The sequence below is a fragment of the Paenibacillus sp. OAE614 genome (assembly GCF_040546645.1).
GTDB lineage: Bacteria > Bacillota > Bacilli > Paenibacillales > Paenibacillaceae > Paenibacillus_AQ > Paenibacillus_AQ favisporus.
In genome coordinates this window covers 1679119-1695942 of the sequence record NZ_JBEPOD010000001.1, presented here as the reverse complement: position 1 = coordinate 1695942, position 16824 = coordinate 1679119, and the positions used below count along the sequence as shown (strand labels likewise).

At 55.8% G+C, this 16824-nt stretch carries 14 protein-coding genes; 1 reads left to right on the top strand and 13 read right to left on the bottom strand.

Annotation, left to right across the window (positions count from 1 at the left end; translation table 11 throughout):
* Window positions 1-28 precede the first annotated feature (28 nt).
* From ABIE48_RS08120 to ABIE48_RS08060, 13 genes are all read right to left on the bottom strand, one after another.
* The gene (locus ABIE48_RS08120; RefSeq protein WP_192714817.1) at window positions 29-1828 is read right to left on the bottom strand and encodes an alpha/beta fold hydrolase; all 1800 of its coding nucleotides are present in this window, start codon (window positions 1826-1828) and stop codon (window positions 29-31) included.
* Between the two features lie 269 nt (window positions 1829-2097).
* On the bottom strand, window positions 2098-3057 hold the full coding sequence (locus tag ABIE48_RS08115; protein ID WP_192714818.1) for an L-threonine 3-dehydrogenase: 960 nt from the start codon (window positions 3055-3057) through the stop codon (window positions 2098-2100).
* Window positions 3058-3091: 34 nt separating this feature from the next.
* Complete coding sequence (locus ABIE48_RS08110) at window positions 3092-4285, bottom strand: glycine C-acetyltransferase (RefSeq protein ID WP_105443752.1); 1194 nt, start codon at window positions 4283-4285, stop codon at window positions 3092-3094.
* A gap of 300 nt (window positions 4286-4585) precedes the next feature.
* On the bottom strand, window positions 4586-5866 hold the full coding sequence (locus ABIE48_RS08105) for a Gfo/Idh/MocA family protein (RefSeq protein WP_192714819.1): 1281 nt from the start codon (window positions 5864-5866) through the stop codon (window positions 4586-4588).
* A 188-nt stretch (window positions 5867-6054) separates the two neighbouring features.
* Window positions 6055-7671 carry an extracellular solute-binding protein gene (locus ABIE48_RS08100; RefSeq protein ID WP_192714820.1) on the bottom strand — a complete coding sequence of 539 codons (1617 nt, stop codon included), beginning with the start codon at window positions 7669-7671 and terminating at the stop codon, window positions 6055-6057.
* Between the two features lie 61 nt (window positions 7672-7732).
* Complete coding sequence (locus ABIE48_RS08095) at window positions 7733-8617, bottom strand: carbohydrate ABC transporter permease (protein WP_145022185.1); 885 nt, start codon at window positions 8615-8617, stop codon at window positions 7733-7735.
* Window positions 8618-8631: 14 nt separating this feature from the next.
* On the bottom strand, window positions 8632-9591 hold the full coding sequence (locus ABIE48_RS08090) for an ABC transporter permease (protein ID WP_076168555.1): 960 nt from the start codon (window positions 9589-9591) through the stop codon (window positions 8632-8634).
* Between the two features lie 568 nt (window positions 9592-10159).
* Complete coding sequence (locus ABIE48_RS08085) at window positions 10160-11197, bottom strand: LacI family DNA-binding transcriptional regulator (protein ID WP_192714821.1); 1038 nt, start codon at window positions 11195-11197, stop codon at window positions 10160-10162.
* Between the two features lie 184 nt (window positions 11198-11381).
* Complete coding sequence (locus tag ABIE48_RS08080; protein ID WP_076168559.1) at window positions 11382-12095, bottom strand: GntR family transcriptional regulator; 714 nt, start codon at window positions 12093-12095, stop codon at window positions 11382-11384.
* Window positions 12096-12105: 10 nt separating this feature from the next.
* Entirely contained in the window at window positions 12106-13122 is a 1017-nt protein-coding gene (locus tag ABIE48_RS08075) for a sugar kinase (RefSeq protein ID WP_192714822.1), read from the bottom strand.
* Window positions 13115-13870, bottom strand: a complete 756-nt coding sequence (gene dagF, locus ABIE48_RS08070; protein WP_116231360.1) for a 2-dehydro-3-deoxy-phosphogluconate aldolase — start codon at window positions 13868-13870, stop codon at window positions 13115-13117. Before dagF ends, ABIE48_RS08075 begins: the two co-directional genes overlap by 8 nt.
* Before the next feature lies 1 nt (window position 13871).
* Window positions 13872-14975, bottom strand: a complete 1104-nt coding sequence (locus ABIE48_RS08065) for a DgaE family pyridoxal phosphate-dependent ammonia lyase (protein WP_192714823.1) — start codon at window positions 14973-14975, stop codon at window positions 13872-13874.
* The gene (locus ABIE48_RS08060) at window positions 14953-16053 is read right to left on the bottom strand and encodes an amidohydrolase/deacetylase family metallohydrolase (protein ID WP_192714824.1); all 1101 of its coding nucleotides are present in this window, start codon (window positions 16051-16053) and stop codon (window positions 14953-14955) included. The genes ABIE48_RS08065 and ABIE48_RS08060 overlap by 23 nt, the downstream gene beginning before the upstream one ends.
* A 243-nt stretch (window positions 16054-16296) precedes the next feature.
* Between ABIE48_RS08060 and ABIE48_RS08055 the strand changes: the two genes are divergently transcribed.
* The gene (locus ABIE48_RS08055; protein ID WP_192714825.1) at window positions 16297-16794 is read left to right on the top strand and encodes an RDD family protein; all 498 of its coding nucleotides are present in this window, start codon (window positions 16297-16299) and stop codon (window positions 16792-16794) included.
* The last annotated feature ends 30 nt before the right edge of the window (window positions 16795-16824 follow it).

Genomic DNA, 16824 nt, shown 5'->3' with positions numbered 1-16824 from the left:
CGCGGGCTTACAAAAGCCCTTCCACTCGCTACTGGCAGCGGTTCATGAACTCCACCATGCGGGTGTACGCGATTTTTTCGTTGGCCTTTTTGGTCATGCCATGACCCTCGTCTTCGAACACAATATACTCAACGTCGCGGCCCTTGGCCTGGAGCGCTTCCACGATCTGGTCTGACTCCGCCTTGACCACCCGCGGATCGTTGGCCCCTTGAATGATCAGCATCGGGTTGACCATCTGATCCAGATACGTTATCGGCGAATCCTTGACGAACCGTTCGCGGTCGCGTTCCGGATCGCCGAGCCAGCGCTCCATGATCGACTTCCAGTGGTCCGGCACGGAATGGTAGAACGTAAACAGATTGCTTACGCCGAAAATATCCACGGCCGCCCGGAAATACTCGGGATTGCGCCCGGCCAAGAGCAGGGTCATATATCCGCCGTAGCTGCCGCCGACCACGAACAGCTTATCCCTTGAGGAAATACCTTGCTCGAACAGCCACTCCATCCCTGCCAGGCAGTCCTTGCGCGGCCCTTCGCCCCAGTCCTGCTCCACCAGCTTCACAAAAGAGCTGCCGTAGCCTGTGCTGCCGCGGAAGTTCGGGCAGAAAATGTTGTAGCCCTGCGCGATGATATATTGGAACATCGACCGGAACTGCTTGCGCTCTGCGGCCTGCGGCCCGCCGTGCGGCCAGAATACCGTATACCCGTTGGCGGCGTCCTCCTTCGCCCGGTACAAGAGCGCCTCCATCTTCATCCCGTCAAAAGAGGAATAGGACACCACTTCGGGCGCGGACAAATCCTCCTCGGTCAGTCCCGTCAGCACGTTTTTCGTCAGCATTGTCCACTGTCCGTCCGCGTAACGGTACACATTCAGCGGCTTGACAGCGCCGCGTGCAAGCACGTACAGGTTCCCTGACCGGGTTACGGTCAGCTGGTGCACGATATCGGCGGGCAGCGGAATCGGCGTCAGCTCGCCGGTGTCCAGCGCATACGCGTACAGCCGGTCCTCGACCCCGCGGTCCGTCACCAGATACGCCGTCCGCGATTCCCGGTGCAGACGGATCAGCTCCACACTTTCCCGCTCGATGTGCAGCCGTTGTTCAAACGTGCCGGTTGCCGGATCGAAGGAAGCCAAATAAGCAAATTCAGCATCATAATCAGTGGCAAAGACCACCTCCCCATCATTTAGAAAATGAACCTCACCGGCATTATGGACCCGCCCGGGATCCGGCGTCAGGCACTGATCCGCCTCGTCCCCTACCCGGCGTAAATAACTGACGTTGTATGTATTGGCGTAGCTCTTGGTGTATGCGAAAGTCTGCTCATCCGGGCTGACGGCTGTAAGGCTGGTCGTCGTTTCTTCGCCCTGCAGGAGCAGCCGGTCCACTCCCGTATCCAGGCGGTACACCCGGGAATTCAGAAACATCGGGTTATCCCGGGAGGTGCTGTAATACAGGCGGTTGCCGTCTTCGGACAGATGGACAAAGTAATGCTTTTCATCCGGAGCACTCTCAGGAAACAGCGGCAGCGGCTGTCCGCCGTTCCACTTCAGCGCATGGAAATGGTAGTTCTCGTCGCCGTCGCGGTCAAACGCCGTCAGCAGATGCCTTCCCTCCGGGTCCGGCTTAACGAAGCTGGCCATTTGATCGTTGTACGTCAGCGGGTACGGATACGATGTATCCCCTTTCAAATCCATGGCCCACACATTGAATTTCCCGCTCAGGCTGGCGCTGAACACAAGCCTCGACTCGTCGGCGCTCACGCCGAAGCTGCTGATGACATAGCTCTGAAAAAACTGCTCCACATCCGGTTTTGGAAATGATATCATGCCTTCGCCTCCTTTGATTAGGTGTGATTAGGCGCTTGTATACTAGCTGCTGCAATGATGCTTCGTGTTGGCTGCGCCTGTACGCTTTCTTACCCATTATATCGAAAAAACGGCCTGTGGAAGGGAGATCATCCCTACTTTTTTCCGCCAAAAAACCAAAAAAGCCGCACCCCCAAGGTCCATGCATCCCATTGCATTCCTTCCTTGAGCGTACAGCTTTTTTCCTTGTTACAGCTTTCCAGCTTCATTGAATGTTCGTATCCCTTGAATCAAGCTTTACGGAGCAGTTGTCTCCCGCCAAGATGGCCCAGCATATCCTTCGTCATGGCGTCCAGGTCGTAACGCGCCCGGAATCCCCATTCGGCCTTCGCCGCCGAAGCGTCGATGGAGTGCGGCCAGCTGTCCGCAATCGCCTGCCGCTTCGGATCGACATTGTAGTCCAGCGTGAAGCCTGGGATTTCTTTGCGGATCGCCGCGGCGATCGCTTCGGGATCTACGCTCATGGCCGTCACGTTAAAGGAATTGCGGTGCGTCAGCCGCGACGAGTCGGCTTCCATCAGATCAATGATGGCGGTCAGGGCGTCCGGCATGTACATCATATCCATGTTGGTGCCCTTGGCGATATAAGACGTGTACTTGCCTTGAGTGACGGCCGCATAATAAATCTCCACCGCATAATCCGTCGTCCCTCCGCCGGGAGGCGTCACATAGGAAATCAGCCCGGGAAAACGGAGGCCACGCGTATCCAGCCCATATTTATGGAAATAGTAATCGCACAGCAGCTCACCGGACACCTTATTCACACCGTACATCGTGTTGGGGCGCTGAATCGTGTCCTGCGGCGTGTTGTCCTTCGGCGTCGACGGCCCGAACGCCCCGATGGAGCTTGGCGTAAAGAACTGGCATTTCATCTCTCTGGCCACCTCCAGCGCATTCATCAGCCCGCCCATGTTCAGATTCCAAGCCAGGAGCGGCTTCTCTTCGGCTGTTGCCGACAGCAGCGCCGCCAAATGAATGATCGTATCGACCTGATATCGCTTGGCAATTTCATGCATCGCCTTGTCATTGGTTACGTCCAGCAGCTCGAAAGGACCCGTCCGGGTAATTTCGTGGGCGGATGAACGCAGATCTGTCGCAACGACCGCGTCGTTGCCGTATATTTCACGCAGCTTGGCAACCAGCTCGGAGCCGATTTGCCCAAGCGCCCCTGTCACCAGAATCCTTTTCACGCGTCATTCCTCCTTGGAAAATTCACTAAAAAATTTACCCGATCAGGTTCATTTCCTTGCCGACCTTTTCGTATACACCGATGACCTGCTCCAGCATTTCCTTCGTATGAGCGGCTGTCGGCATGTTGCGGATCCGGCCCGTTCCCTTCGGCACCGTAGGGAATACGATCGATTTCGCATAGACGCCTTCCTCAATCAGCCGCTTGCTGAACTGCTGCGTCTTCACTTCGTCCCCGATGATGCAAGGGGTGATCGGCGTTTCGCTGTGCCCGATGTCATAACCGAGCGCGCGCAGACCGTCTTTCAGGAAACGGCCGTTCTCCCACAGCTTGTCGATAAGCTCCTTGTCGTTCATCAGAATGTCCACCGCCGCGATGCAGGCCGCAATGACCGCAGGAGGCTGGGAGGTCGAGAACAGGAACGGACGGCTTCTCAGCTTCAGCCACTCGATCAGCTGCTTCGAACCGGCGACATAGCCCCCTACAACGCCAATCGCCTTCGATAATGTACCAATTTGAAAATCGATCCGGTCGGACAGGCCGAAATGCTTGACGGTTCCCGCTCCTTCGCCCAAAACGCCGGAGCCGTGAGCATCGTCAACATACGTAATGAGGTCGAATTCCTCGGCAATCTTTACGATTTCCGGCAGCTTGGCGATATCGCCGTCCATCGAGAACACGCCGTCCGTGATCACCATAATTTTGTTGTACAAGCCGGATTCCTTGGCTGCTTTCGCCTGGCTTCTCAGATCTTCCATGTCCGAATGCTTGTAGCGGATCACTTTCGCCTTCGAAAGACGGCAGCCGTCGATAATGGAAGCGTGGTTCAACTCATCGGACAAGATGGCGTCGTTTGCGTCCATTACCGCAGAAATGGCGGCCATGTTGCAGTTAAAGCCCGATTGGTACACGATGACAGCTTCCGTGTGCTTGAACCCGGCCAGCTTCTCCTCCAGCTGGTTATGCAAATCCAGCGTTCCGTTGATCGTTCTGACGGCGCCGGCACCCGCACCGTGCGTCTTGGCTGCCTGCACCGCCGCGTCGACCAGCCGGGAATCGGTGGCGAGACCCAGGTAGTTGTTGGAGGAAAGGTTAATCAAGGACTTTCCGTCAATTTGGATCACCGGGCCGTTCGGTCCCTGCACCGTATCAATCACGTTATACAATCCCTTGGCTTTCAGATCCTCAATGTTCGTGCTTAGAAACAAGTCCAATGCCTGACTTGCCATATCAATCCCTCCTCAATATACATATGTCCTCTCATAGTAGACATTTAAAATCCGGTATATCCCTTGTCATTAAAGGATTTATTTAATTTTTAATGTATCACCTTTTATTCGATTTGTACATCCACTGAGGACAAAAATATTTTGGATTTTTTACGGGGCAAAGCACCTGCCGGGCTGATGAACAGCGGAAATGAAAAACAACTAAACCCGAGGTATCGGAGTTTAGTTGTTTTCTGGGCGTGCCGTTCAACTGAAAAACAGGACAGCGACGTCTTGTTTCCCCCCGCTTGCTTCATCGCCCTATTTCGGCTGCTCGGCCGTTTGCTTCCTGGTCGTCCATGCTTTTGCAAATTCATTCAAATCGATCGATTTTCCTTGATGAAGCCGCGATTCCTCTGCCGCAAACGCCATCAGATGGCTGCGCACCGATGCGCTTGCCGACGTCAGGCTTTCCTGGCCGTTGTAGCCGCGGACTTCCTTGAGGAAGCTGCGGACGATGCCGCTGTCCCCGCCGCCGTGGCCGCTCGCCTGGGACGGGATGGCGATTTCCGTCTGCTGATGGGTCAGAAAATCGAAGACGGTGACCTTCCCTTCCTCGCCGCGAAGCTCTCCGCGCGTACCCATGATCTGAATCCGGCGCTCTTGTTCAAAGGTAAAGCCGCACATGCTGAACATCGCCGTAGCTCCGCCTTCAAATTCCATGTTGACCACCTGGTGGTCAACGACGTTGTTGTCGCTGCGGTAGACGCAGCGGCCGTAGTCCGTCTCGCGCAGGCCCTGGATGATGCTCGCCTTCGTCAACTCCGGCGTGAAATGTCCGGCCCAGCCTTTGTATTGGTCGCTGAGGTAGAACCTCGGCGCCGAATACGGGCAGTCCGGCTCGACGGCGCAGTCCAGGCAGCGGTCCGCCGAGCCTTCCGGCGCGCGGCCTTCATGGAAGTGCATCAGCGAGCCGTACGAGCTCACCCGCATGCATTGCTTATCCATAAGCCATGACAGCACATCCATGTCGTGGCATGATTTGGCCAGAATCATCGGGCTGGCCTTGTCCGAGTGATTCCAGTTGCCGCGGACGAAGCTGTGGGCGATATGCCAGTAGCCCACGTTCTCGTTCAGCTGGATCGAAGCGATTTCGCCGATCGCCCCGCTGTCGATCACCCGCTTGATCGTGCTCCAGAACGGCGTGTACCGCAGTACATGGCAGATCGTCAGCAGCCGGTCATGGTCCCTGGCCGCCTGCTCCATATCCAGGCATTCGCCCGGATCCGGGGACATCGGCTTTTCCAGCAGGACGTGATACTTTTGCCTCAATGCCTGCATGGTCGGGCCGTAATGCATCCGGTCCTGCGTGCAGATGACGGCGATGTCCGCCATCCGCTCCGCGGCGAGCAGCGGCTCCCAGGATTCGAAGCACCGCTCCGGGTCAATGCCGTGCTTCTCGGCAAAACGGAGCCGCCGCACCGGATCCGCCTCGGCCACGGCCACGAATTCCAGCTCATGCGGATAGTCCAGCGCGTATGGGGCATAACCTCCGGCTCCGCGGGCGCCAGCGCCGATCAGAATCGCTTTCAGTTGCGTCATATTTTGTTCGCTCCTTTGAAGTCACTATATCAGTTGAACAATTGAACTGGATGATGGAGCAAGTACGTAAAATGTCCCTACGATCACTTTAGTTTTCGGATTACTTGATTGGCGATCGCTTCGCTTCTTCGGGATCATTTTACTCCCTTGCCTGCATCGTATTCTTTAGTTCAACCTATACATTGCAATTATTTGGAATAACGGTCCGCCGCCGACTGATAGATGGCGATGTAGCGGTCAAGGCCCATTTTTTGCAGCGTGGACACGTACGCATCCCACTCGTCAAAGGAGGCGTTGCCGGATATGAATTTGTCGCGCATTTCGTCGACGTAGGTCGTAATATCCGTCTGGATGCCCGTCAGGTCGGCCTGCTCCTCGGCGGTGAAGTTGAACGGCGGCCAGATTTGATCCTGCGGCACGACATGCGGCTCCGCTTTTTTGGCATTGTCCACGGACGTCGGCAGCCCTTCGGCTCCTTTGAAATATTTCTGGGTAACAAAGCCGGGATAATAGCCGCCTGGCCAAATCAGGTACTGCCCTACCGCCTGGTCCAGATTCAGGCCGTTCGGGTTGTTTTTGATGTCGTCCACGTAATCCACGCTGCCATCTGCGTTTTCTTTATAGGTCTCATCTTTCCAGCCCATGAAGAACATCTTGATGCCTTCGTCGCCGTAAAAATAGTCCATCCAGCGCATCAACGCCTCGGGATTTTTCGCTTTATCGGTCAGTACAAACATCCCGATGTTTCCGAGCGGCGATCCGGTCGCGCTGAACATTTGGTCGCCATGCGGCCCCTTGAGCACCGGCAGCCCGACATAGCCATTCTGGTTGTAAATCGCCACCGGGTCGACATTATCCACAACCCCGATCAGCCCTTCCATCCCTTTCGCATCGACTTCGGTGCTCTTGACAGACATGATGTCCTGTTCCAGCAGCCCGTCCTTGTAGAGCTTGTTGACATACTGAAGCAGCTCTTTGTAGCGCGGATCGGTCGGGATAAATCGGACTTTGCCGCTTTGCGGATCGGTATCGACATAAATATTTGACGTTCCGTGGTTGTTCAGGCCGAAAGAGCCGCGCAGGTAATTGACCAGGCCAGCCGCTCCGACCGCACCCCATGCGATTTCGTCCTTCTGTCCGTTACCGTTCGGATCATTCTCCTTAAACGCCTTCAGCATGTTATAAAATTCATCCAGCGTCTGCGGCTCCTTCAAGCCCAGCTTGGTGAGCCACTCGCTTTTCACCCATGGCGTCCCGTACAGCACGGACTTGAATTCCGGATCGTACAGCGTCGGCAGACCGTAAATGTTGCCGTCCGGCATCGTGATGCCTTTTTCGATGATCGGGTACTTCTCCATCAGCGCCTTAAAGTTGGGCGCGTATTTGTCGATCAGGTCGTTCAGCGGAAGAAATGCGCCCTGTTTGCCGTATTTGAGCAGGTCGGCCCGGGGAAACGCGGAAGCGTAGAACATTTCCGGGTAATCGCCGCCGGCCAGCAGCAGATTGCGCTTCTCGGCCAGATTGTCCTTCTGGACCGTGTCCCACTGGACATGGACGTTGGTCATTTTCTCGTATTCCTGCCACAGCTTGATGTTGTTCCAGTCGGCATTGGCGAAAAACTTGCCCGCAAAAGCGGTCACAGTCAGCTTGTCGGTTACGATCGGCATCCCGGCCTCATTAACCTGTCCCCCGCCCTTCGTTTCCGCGGCTGCGCCGCCTTCCTTATCCCCCGAGCTGCAGCCCGCCGCCAGCGATACCGTCAGCACGCAGGTCAGCAGCAGACTCCCCCATTGCTTCAGCTTCATCCAAGATTCCTCCCTTTGATCTGATTCCAACCACGATTCCATCATTTATCCATGCAAGGAATTATCCTTTGATGGCTCCGATCATGACACCTTTGACAAAATAACGCTGCAGGAACGGGTACAGCACGAGCACCGGAATGTTGGCCACCACAAGCACGGCGTATTTGATGCCTTCCACCTCGCGCTGCTGCTTGATCGCCGATTCGGTCGACATTTTGACCATGTCGTTCGTCTGACCCTGGATCAAAATTTCGCGGAGCACCAGCTGCAGCGGGAACTTGTCCTTGTCCGTCAGGTAGAGCAGCGCGTTAAAAAACGCATTCCAATGGCCGACCGCATAAAACAAGATCGTGACCGCGATGATCGGCATCGAGAGCGGCAGTATAATGCGCGTCAGAATCTGAATGTTGGAGCAGCCGTCGATCGTCGCCGCCTCCTGCAGCTCATGCGGGATGGACTGCTGGAAGAAGGTCCGCATAATGATGATGTTCCAAATGGAGACGGCGTTCGGAATGATCATGACCCAGAGGGTGTTCAGCATGCCGAGGTTTTTGATCAGCAGGTATGTAGGGATCAGGCCGCCGCTGAAAAACATCGTGAACACCAGCAGCGCCATAATGCCGTTTCTTCCCACAAAGTCTCGGCGGGACAACGGATAGGCAGCCAAAATCGTCATGACGAGATTGATCGCCGTCCCCAGCGTCGTGTAAATAAGCGTGTTGGTAAAGCCGCTGATGATGTCTTTGTTCTGAAAAATTTTCTCGTATGAGTTCAGGTTAATGCCCTTGGGCCACAGCAGCATTTCGCCGCGCAGCACCGTCTGCGGGTCGCTGAACGAAGCGCTGAGCACAAACACGAGCGGGTACAGCACCACCAGCGTAACCAGAATCAGAACGAAGTAGTTAATGATGTTAAAAATGCGGTCTCCCTTGGATTCGATAAGCATGCCTCATGCCTCCCCTACCATAGACTTGTCTCGCTGATGCGCCGGGAAATCTGATTCACGACGACCAGCAGCACGAAGTTGATGACGGAATTGAACAAACCGATCGCGGCAGAAAAGCTGTATTCGGCGTTCTGGATCCCGCTGCGGTACACATAGGTGGCGATGATGTCGGAGGACTCCAGATTCAGATTGTTCTGCATCAGCAGCACCTTCTCAAACCCGACGCCCATGATGCTGCCGATGTTCAAAATGAGCAGGATGACGATCGTCGGCATAATGCCGGGGATGTTGATGTGCCAGATCCGCTGGAGCCGGGTGGCACCATCGACGCGGGCCGCTTCATGCAGCTGGTTGTCAATTCCGGCCAGGGCGGCCAAATAAATGATCGAGCTCCAGCCCATCGTCTGCCATACGTCGGAGAGCACATACAGCGATTTGAACCAGGCGGGCTCGGTCATGAAATTGATCGGCTGGCCCCCGAACAGCTGAATGGCATGGTTGACCATCCCGTAGCGTGGCGATAGAAAAATCATCATCATGCCGACGACGACGACGGTAGACAGGAAATGCGGCGCATAGGTAACGGTCTGTACAAATTTTTTGAATTTCTCGGCCCTTACCTCGTTCATCAGGAGAGCGAGGATGATCGGGATCGGAAAACCGACGGCCAGGCTGTACAGGCCGATACCCAGCGTATTTTTCATCAGCCGCCAGAAAAAGTAGCTGTGAAAGAAACGCTCAAAGTGGTCAAAACCGACCCATGGGCTGCCCCAAATGCCTTTGGTCGCAATAAAATCCTTGAAGGCGATTTGGATGCCGTACATCGGAACATATTGGAACAGGATGTAATAAGCGATCACCGGGGAAATCAGCAAATAGAGCTGCCAGTTCCGGTAGATCCGATTCCACTTCAACGCCTTGCGTTTTTTGCCGGCTGCCGCCTGCACGGCGGGTTGTACTTGAATGTCAGCCATACGACATCACCTCGAATGAAGGATAGGATAAGCGCAAACCCTGTCATGACTGGAGATCGCAAACAAACGACCCGTTTATATGTAATATAAAATGACATAACAGCAATTGGAACTGAGTTTGGAGATGTGTCGCTTACAGGAACGGAGTGGTTTGGATTACTTTTGGATAATAATTCGGATTTAATTTGGATTAATTTTGGATATAAACAATCATCTATAGGACAAAACCGGGATATCCCGGGGAGTTATCGTTAAAGGGAGGAATGACCTCATTTTCATAATTCCTTTATTTAAAGTAAATGAAAACGCAATCATGTAACATATGGTTCGCGGAAAATTTGGACTTCGTTCACTCCAAAAGGATGAAAACCAATCCAAACGTTGTTTAATTTTTTCTCATCATAATATAGCTTTTTGGGGATGTCAAACATTATTTTGGATTGTTTTGGTTTAAAAACCGCTCAAATTTTGCTTAAAAATGCAAAAAAGCATCCGCCGGAACCTGCTCCCAGCCGATGCTGCTCACAAAATCGCGTTATTATTATGTAATATTATCGAACATAAAAAGTCATTTTATGTTGTAACTGGACGACTCTCTGATAATCAATGAACAGGACAGCAAAATCTTGGTTCCTGCCGGATAGTGCCCGTCCAAATAGTCGACAATCGATTTGGCGGCAACCCGGCCGATTTCGTGCTTGGGCACCGAAACTGAAGTTAACGGAGGCGTTGTATATTGGGCGACATCAATATTGTCCATGCCCACGATAGCGATATCCTGCGGGATCCGGCCTTCATGCTCCACAACGGCCCGCATCGCCGGGATCGCCAGCATGTCGCTGGCGCAGAAGATCGCCGTCGGCCATTCCGCTTTCGGAAGCCGGCTCAGCAAATCGCTCACCCCGCTGTAGCTGCGGTCCACGTTCCAGCCCGTATTGATCAGCCAGTCCTGGCGCAGGGCAAGTCCCTCCTCCAGCATGGCGAATTTATACCCGACAAAACGCTCCTCGCTCTCCATCTGCCTGGAATAGGCAGGACCACCAACAAATCCGATCCGCGTATGTCCCTGTTCGATCAAGTGGCGCACGGCCGCCCGTGAGGAGAAGATCCGGTCGCAGTCCACGACTGGCACCGCCAGCCTATCGTCGTTCAGGCTCACGCCCAGGATGGCGATCCCTTCCTTCTGAATCAGCCCGAACAGCTCCTCGTCATACCAGCTGATGGCCACGACGCCCTGCGCCCCGGTTTCCCTCAGCATCTGCTTCAGCCTCTCGGCATCCGACACTTCCTCCGATGTGCGGACCATCGCCGGCGGCTGTCCCATCTCTTCCATCTTTTCATGGAAGCCGGCCAGCACCTTGGAGAAATACGGATGATCGTCCATCAGATGCTGGGGAACGATACAGGCGATCCGCTTGGTCTCGACAGCCTGCTGCGGCGCGCCTTTCGGCGATCCGTGCCATTTGTACCCCAGCTCTTGGGCCGCTTCCCGGATCTTCTGCTTCGTTTCCTCACTGACCGGCCGGCTGGTGTCATTGCTGATCGCCCGGGAGACGGTGGAAATGGACACGCCCACCCGTTCGGCAATATCTTTTAGCTTCGCCAATCCAAGTCCCTCCTCTGCAAATTTTGGCTCCAAATTTTACAACTGCAAACTGATCATATCATAAACCCACAAATGCGTGGCGTCAAAATTCTACGCGGCGGTGTCTCCCCCAAAAATGAACCAAATGCAAAAAAGCTGTTCCGAAAAACGGATGAATCCGCTTCGAGAACAGCCCGTACTGCCGCTATCTGTCGTAGGTGACCACATAATTTTGAAGGCCGGTATGATAGTAACCGATGCTGTATTCGATCACCTGGCCCAGCTCGTCATAGGAGTAACGCAGCCTTTTGAGGACCGGGGTACCCCCGTCCAGGCCGAGCGTCTTCTGCACATGTTCCGGAGGGACGGCCACCGTAAACTCATCCCTCAGATTGCCGAGGGGAATATCCCGCCCTTCGAGCCATTCATACAGGGACATGGCGTTCAGGTCGTCCATATCCACCTCGCCGGCATCCGGGGTCACATAATGCGTGTAATAAATGTACGGCCGGTCATCCAGAAAATACACCCGTTCCAGCAGTAAGCTGGTCTCGCCCAGCAGCCGCCAAGCTTCCGACGATTCGTCATTGGTCACGCGCTTGACCTGAAGCCACAGCTTCCGGATCTGATGCCCTTCCTCCACCAGCACTTCCGTGAAATGCTTCCACTTGGCCAGCTTGGATACCGATGTATTGCGGATAACCTTCGTTCCCCGGCCGCTGCCCTTCTCCAGAAAGCCCTCGCTGACCAGCTCCGAAACGGCGGCCCGGATCGTAATTTTGCTGACCGCAAATTCCTTCTCCAGCTGCGGCTCCGAAGGGATATTTTCGCCTTTGGGGTACACGCCGTGCAAAATCCGTTCCTTCAAAATATGCTTGATTTGTATGTACAACGGCCTATCTTTGCGGGATAAGCTCACAGCAGCTCCACTACCTTTCTACGTCACCTGCGGATGCCGTCATCGCCTTGAGAATGTCCTGCGCGGTGGACATCGGCGTATCGCCCGCCACCGTATGGGCCAGCATGCCGGCGGCTGCCGCATAACGCACCGTCGTCTCCGGCGGCAGGCCTTCCAGCTCGCCATGGATGATTCCGCTGGCAAAAGCATCTCCAGCCCCTATTCTATCATAGACGGCAAACGTCAGCAGGTCCGAATACGCAAATTGTCCGCTGGTGAACATAAATCCTTGCAGCGAATGGGAATTGTCGCCGTTCACAAAGCGGTGGGTCCCGGCGACCGTGCGGATGCCGAACGTCCGCGAGGCCTGGGGGATCAGCTCTTCCAGCTGCTCCCGGCGCGCCTCCTTCTCCGTATGGAGGCCAAGCGTCAGCATGGCATCCCGCTCGTTCATCAGGACGACGTCCGACAGGCGGAGCATCTCCTCATAATGCGGTCGTGCCCGGTCATATCCATCTTCCCCCCACAGGGAAGGACGGTAGTTGCAGTCAAATATGACCGTGCCGCCCTGCTGCTTCACCGCACGGGCGAGCGCCTTCATATGCGCGCGCACCCCGTCGTTCATAGCCAGGGCGATCCCGCAGAAGTGAACGGCGTCCACCCGGCCCGCAATATCGGCGAAATCGTACGTTCCCACCGGAGCGGTGTTAAAGCTGCTCTCCAGCCGGTTCGTATACGTGACCCGGCTCGGCCGGGCACCAAAGCCATTCTCGAGAAAGTACATCCCGAGGTACTTGCCGCCGCGGCCGGCAAAGGAGAGGCCGATGCCGAGCTTGCGGAGATAGGCCGCCGCCGCATCGCCCAGCGGATTGTCCGGCAGGCGGGTCACGAGCATGCCTTCGTGGCCCATGCGTGACAGCGCGGAAGCCACGTTGACTCCGGTGCCGGAGAACGTGTAATGCAGCGTCCCGGACTGGGACAGCAGTTCAACTCCCGGAACCGTCAGGCGCATCATCACTTCCCCGAAAGCCGCGATGCGCTTAGGCATAATCGTCCGCCAGCTTCTTCATGATTCCGGTCAGCGTCCGGACATGCATGATGTTGGTATTGCCCGTATCTTTGTCGATGATGGAAGAATACACATGCGGAATGACCTGCGGCACGCCGCCTTCCAGCGCGATGCGGAGAATGGCTTCGAAATTGTCCATGTCGATGCCGCCGGTCGGCTCCAGGGCAAAGCCTTCCGCGGCGCATGCCTTCACGACTTCACGGTACTCATCCTCGCGCGAAAGCCCCTGCATCGGGAAATACTTGAGCGCATTCCCGCCCATATCGCGCACCAGCGCGATCGCTGCCGCTACAGGAATGATGGCGGGCTCGGACTGCGCCGCGCTGAATGGACCGGTCGAAATGTTAACATAGCCCGGACGGCCGCATGGCGATACAAGGCTGTTGATCCAGCTGTCCTTCGCCCCGAGGTTCGCCCGGGTCGCGCCGACCGCCGGGAAAACCTGATTGATGTGGCTGCCGGGATAATGCTTGGCGATCTCTGCCACGACCGCAGCCTGGCGGTTGTCCCCGGCCCCAAGCCCGATCGACACCGCCTCGTCGATCGCCTCGCCGTACTGCTTCATCGCCGCCACAGCTTCTTCCACGCTGGCGTAGTTCTTCGACAGGACGCCGACAAGCACATGGCCTTCGGCCGCTTCAAAAATCTCCTTGGCGTTCGCGATATCCTTCGCCAGCACGTTCAGGGCGACGCGGCCCTTATACCATCTCTTCTCTATGTGGGACATTTTATTTTCCTCCTGTCAATTCACGGATTCGCGATTCAATCACCGTCATGTCATCACCCATCAACGGCCTTGGATCGATGTCAAAATACCCCTGTCTTACGCCGTAATCCCGGGTATATATCGCAATGGCGCCCTGCCTCAAGCCGTCGTTCACATCCTTGGCGGTCGTTCCCGCCTGCTGCGGATCGATCTGCACCCGCGCCCGGTAAATGGCCCGGCCGGCCTCATCCTGCACGATCGTTACCCGGACCCCGGGAATGTCGTTCAGCGGCATCAGCACCTGCAGCGAAGCCTTCTCCTCCTCGCTCCGGTCGACTTTGACCATATATTCGTCCAGCGCCTGCAGCAGGCCGAACGACGTTTCCTTGCCCACCTTCATGCTTCGTCCGATACCGTGCAGCTGGACCTTCACCCACTCGATATATTCCCGTTTGCCCGCCACAATGCCGGAGGTCGGTCCTTCGATCGCCTTGGAGCCGCTGTAGATGGCCAGATCCGAGCACTTCACGTACTTTTGGAGGTCTTCTTCCGCCGCAGCGTCGACAATCAGCGGTACGCCTGCCCGCTTGGCGGCTTCCCACGCTTCTTCAACGGAGATCATGTTCTTTTGTACGGCATGATGTGATTTGACGTACAAAATGGCAGCCGTCTTGTCCGTGACCGCGTCTTCGATATGCTCCGCGCGTCCCTCATTGGCATATCCGACCTCGACCAGCTTGCCGCCGCCGAGGTAGACCATCGTTTCCACCGGAGCGCCGTACTGCACGTTATGACCTTTAAGAATGATAATTTCGTTTTTCGCGATCGGCTCCTTATGCAGCTGTTCACTCCGGCGGCGGTTTCCCTGCGTAACGATACCGGCCACCGACAAGGCGATGCCGCTGGACGCCGAGTTGACGATGACCGCCGCCTCCGAGCCGAGAACTCCGGCAATGTAATCGCCAGCCTTATCCACCAGGTCGGCGATTTCCACATAGCTCTGCCCGCCCTGCTTCATCGCTTCCATGACCGTGTCCGTCGGCGCGGATACGCCGAGAATGCTCATCCGTCCGCTGGCATTGATGACCCGCTTGAGCCCATACTTAGAAAACAATGAATTCCCCATGAATGACCACTCCTTTGGTAGTAATGACTTGCTTGGCCGTTCTGTGCACACCCTCGGAATCTACAAGCTGAGCGGATTCGCCGCTCACCGTAAAGAGGCTCAAATTCGCCGCATCCCCGACCTGTATCCGCCCGAGCTCGGGTCTGCCAAGCCACTGCGCCGCACGGACCGTGACCCTGCTGATCGTTTCCTCTAGAGAATACCCCAGGCTGAGGAACTTGGAAAGTACATTTGCCAAGCTGTACACGGGACCGTTCAGCCGGTTGCCCCGGTAAATATCCGTGCTGATCGTATCCGGATGAATGCCGTGCCGTTTCGCGTCTTCAGCCACCCGGAAGGAAAAGCTTGCCGTCCCATGCCCAACATCCAGATGGACGCCGCGCCGCACGGCATCGGTGAGCACTTTCAGCGGACTGCCGTCTGCGTCAAACAGATTGTTGCTCTTGCCGTTTAAATAGTGGGTGATGATGTCGCCCTTCTCCAGAAGGGGAATCACGTCCCGGATATCCGGCGGCGCCGAACCGATATGCACCATCAGCGGCAGGCCGGTATCGGCCGACAAGCCCCGGGCAAGGCGCAGCGGCTCGAGCCCGCTCTCCTTGACGACGCTCCGGCTGATGCGCGCCTTCAGCCCGACGATCAGCTCCGGATACGCCTGCACCGCCTCGACTGCTTTGCCGCGGTCGATCCATTCCAGCCGTGACAGCTCATCCACCCGCTGCAAGCCGATCCGCGAAATGTTCAAGAAGGCGAGCAGATTCGTCTTGGCTGCACGTCCGCTGGCGGCCAGATCGGCAATCCGGTCGGCCCCGCAGCTTCCCGCGTCGACGATCGTCGTGACGCCCTGCTTGACGCCGATTTCGTCAATGTCATCGCCGTAAGGGTCAAATTCGGGAAAGGCGTGCACGTGCATATCGATCCAGCCGCTCGACACGTAAGTGCCCCGGCCGTCCCATACCGCTTCGCCTTTTCCCTCGCCGGCAGCCGTTATGCCGGAGATGACGCCCTTGGTTATGACGATGTCGATTTCTTCTCCGCTCACAAGCTTCACTTGGCGGAGTACGGTAGTTTGCTCCATGTCATCACCTGTCTTTTTATTATAACGTTATAATGTTTAAGATAGCATGGAACCACCCACAAGTAAATATAACGTTATAATGTTTAAAGGAGGCGACGTTATCCAAAAAAATCAGAATGAAAGGTTGTAGATCCACAGCCCGCCGTCATAGATAATAGGATTAGACAAACCGCGTTCGACGTACATTGGAAGAAGCAGGACCGCCATCATCAGCTCCGTACGATACGGAAAGGGGAAACGGCCATGAAGCTGACCTTGGTAAGACTTACCGCCTACGGGCTGGATTTTATCATGCTTGCGCTTGTGCTCGTCGGTCTCCAGCTGGCGGCCTATCATCTGACCGGAGGATTCCCGTTTGACAGGCTGGTCAAGGGCTATCAGATCGAATGCTGGGTGCTCGCCACCATGTCCTTCCCCGTGTGGATGTATTTTATCGTGTCGGAGTATTTTTTCGGCGCGACGTTAGGCAAAAAGCTGCTGCGGCTCTCGGTGACCCGCAGGGACGGAGGGCGCATTTCCTTCATCCAGGCCGCCGGCCGGACCTGCCTCAAGCTGCTGCCGTGGGAGCTGACCCATCTGATCGTCTTGGTTCCGGACCCATGGTGGAACGTCCAGGAGCCGCCGTATCCCGCATGGATCCTGATCCCGAACGGGATGATCCTGTTGTATATCGTGTTCCTGCTGCTTAACCGTGGGAGACGCGCGCTTCATGATGTTCCCGCCGGTACTTTCGTCCGTTAACCGTTGACAGAGCTGGACAGCTCCGCTGAT

Coding starts and splice junctions, on each gene's coding strand:
- ABIE48_RS08120 (WP_192714817.1), bottom strand. CDS start 1,828: ATGATATCATTTCCAAAACCGGATGTGGAGCAGTTTTTTCAGAGCTAT.
- ABIE48_RS08110 (WP_105443752.1), bottom strand. CDS start 4,285: ATGGCAAGTCAGGCATTGGACTTGTTTCTAAGCACGAACATTGAGGAT.
- ABIE48_RS08105 (WP_192714819.1), bottom strand. CDS start 5,866: ATGACGCAACTGAAAGCGATTCTGATCGGCGCTGGCGCCCGCGGAGCC.
- ABIE48_RS08100 (WP_192714820.1), bottom strand. CDS start 7,671: ATGAAGCTGAAGCAATGGGGGAGTCTGCTGCTGACCTGCGTGCTGACG.
- ABIE48_RS08095 (WP_145022185.1), bottom strand. CDS start 8,617: ATGCTTATCGAATCCAAGGGAGACCGCATTTTTAACATCATTAACTAC.
- ABIE48_RS08090 (WP_076168555.1), bottom strand. CDS start 9,591: ATGGCTGACATTCAAGTACAACCCGCCGTGCAGGCGGCAGCCGGCAAA.
- ABIE48_RS08075 (WP_192714822.1), bottom strand. CDS start 13,122: ATGCCTAAGCGCATCGCGGCTTTCGGGGAAGTGATGATGCGCCTGACG.
- dagF (WP_116231360.1), bottom strand. CDS start 13,870: ATGTCCCACATAGAGAAGAGATGGTATAAGGGCCGCGTCGCCCTGAAC.
- ABIE48_RS08065 (WP_192714823.1), bottom strand. CDS start 14,975: ATGGGGAATTCATTGTTTTCTAAGTATGGGCTCAAGCGGGTCATCAAT.
- ABIE48_RS08060 (WP_192714824.1), bottom strand. CDS start 16,053: ATGGAGCAAACTACCGTACTCCGCCAAGTGAAGCTTGTGAGCGGAGAA.
- ABIE48_RS08055 (WP_192714825.1), top strand. CDS start 16,297: ATGAAGCTGACCTTGGTAAGACTTACCGCCTACGGGCTGGATTTTATC.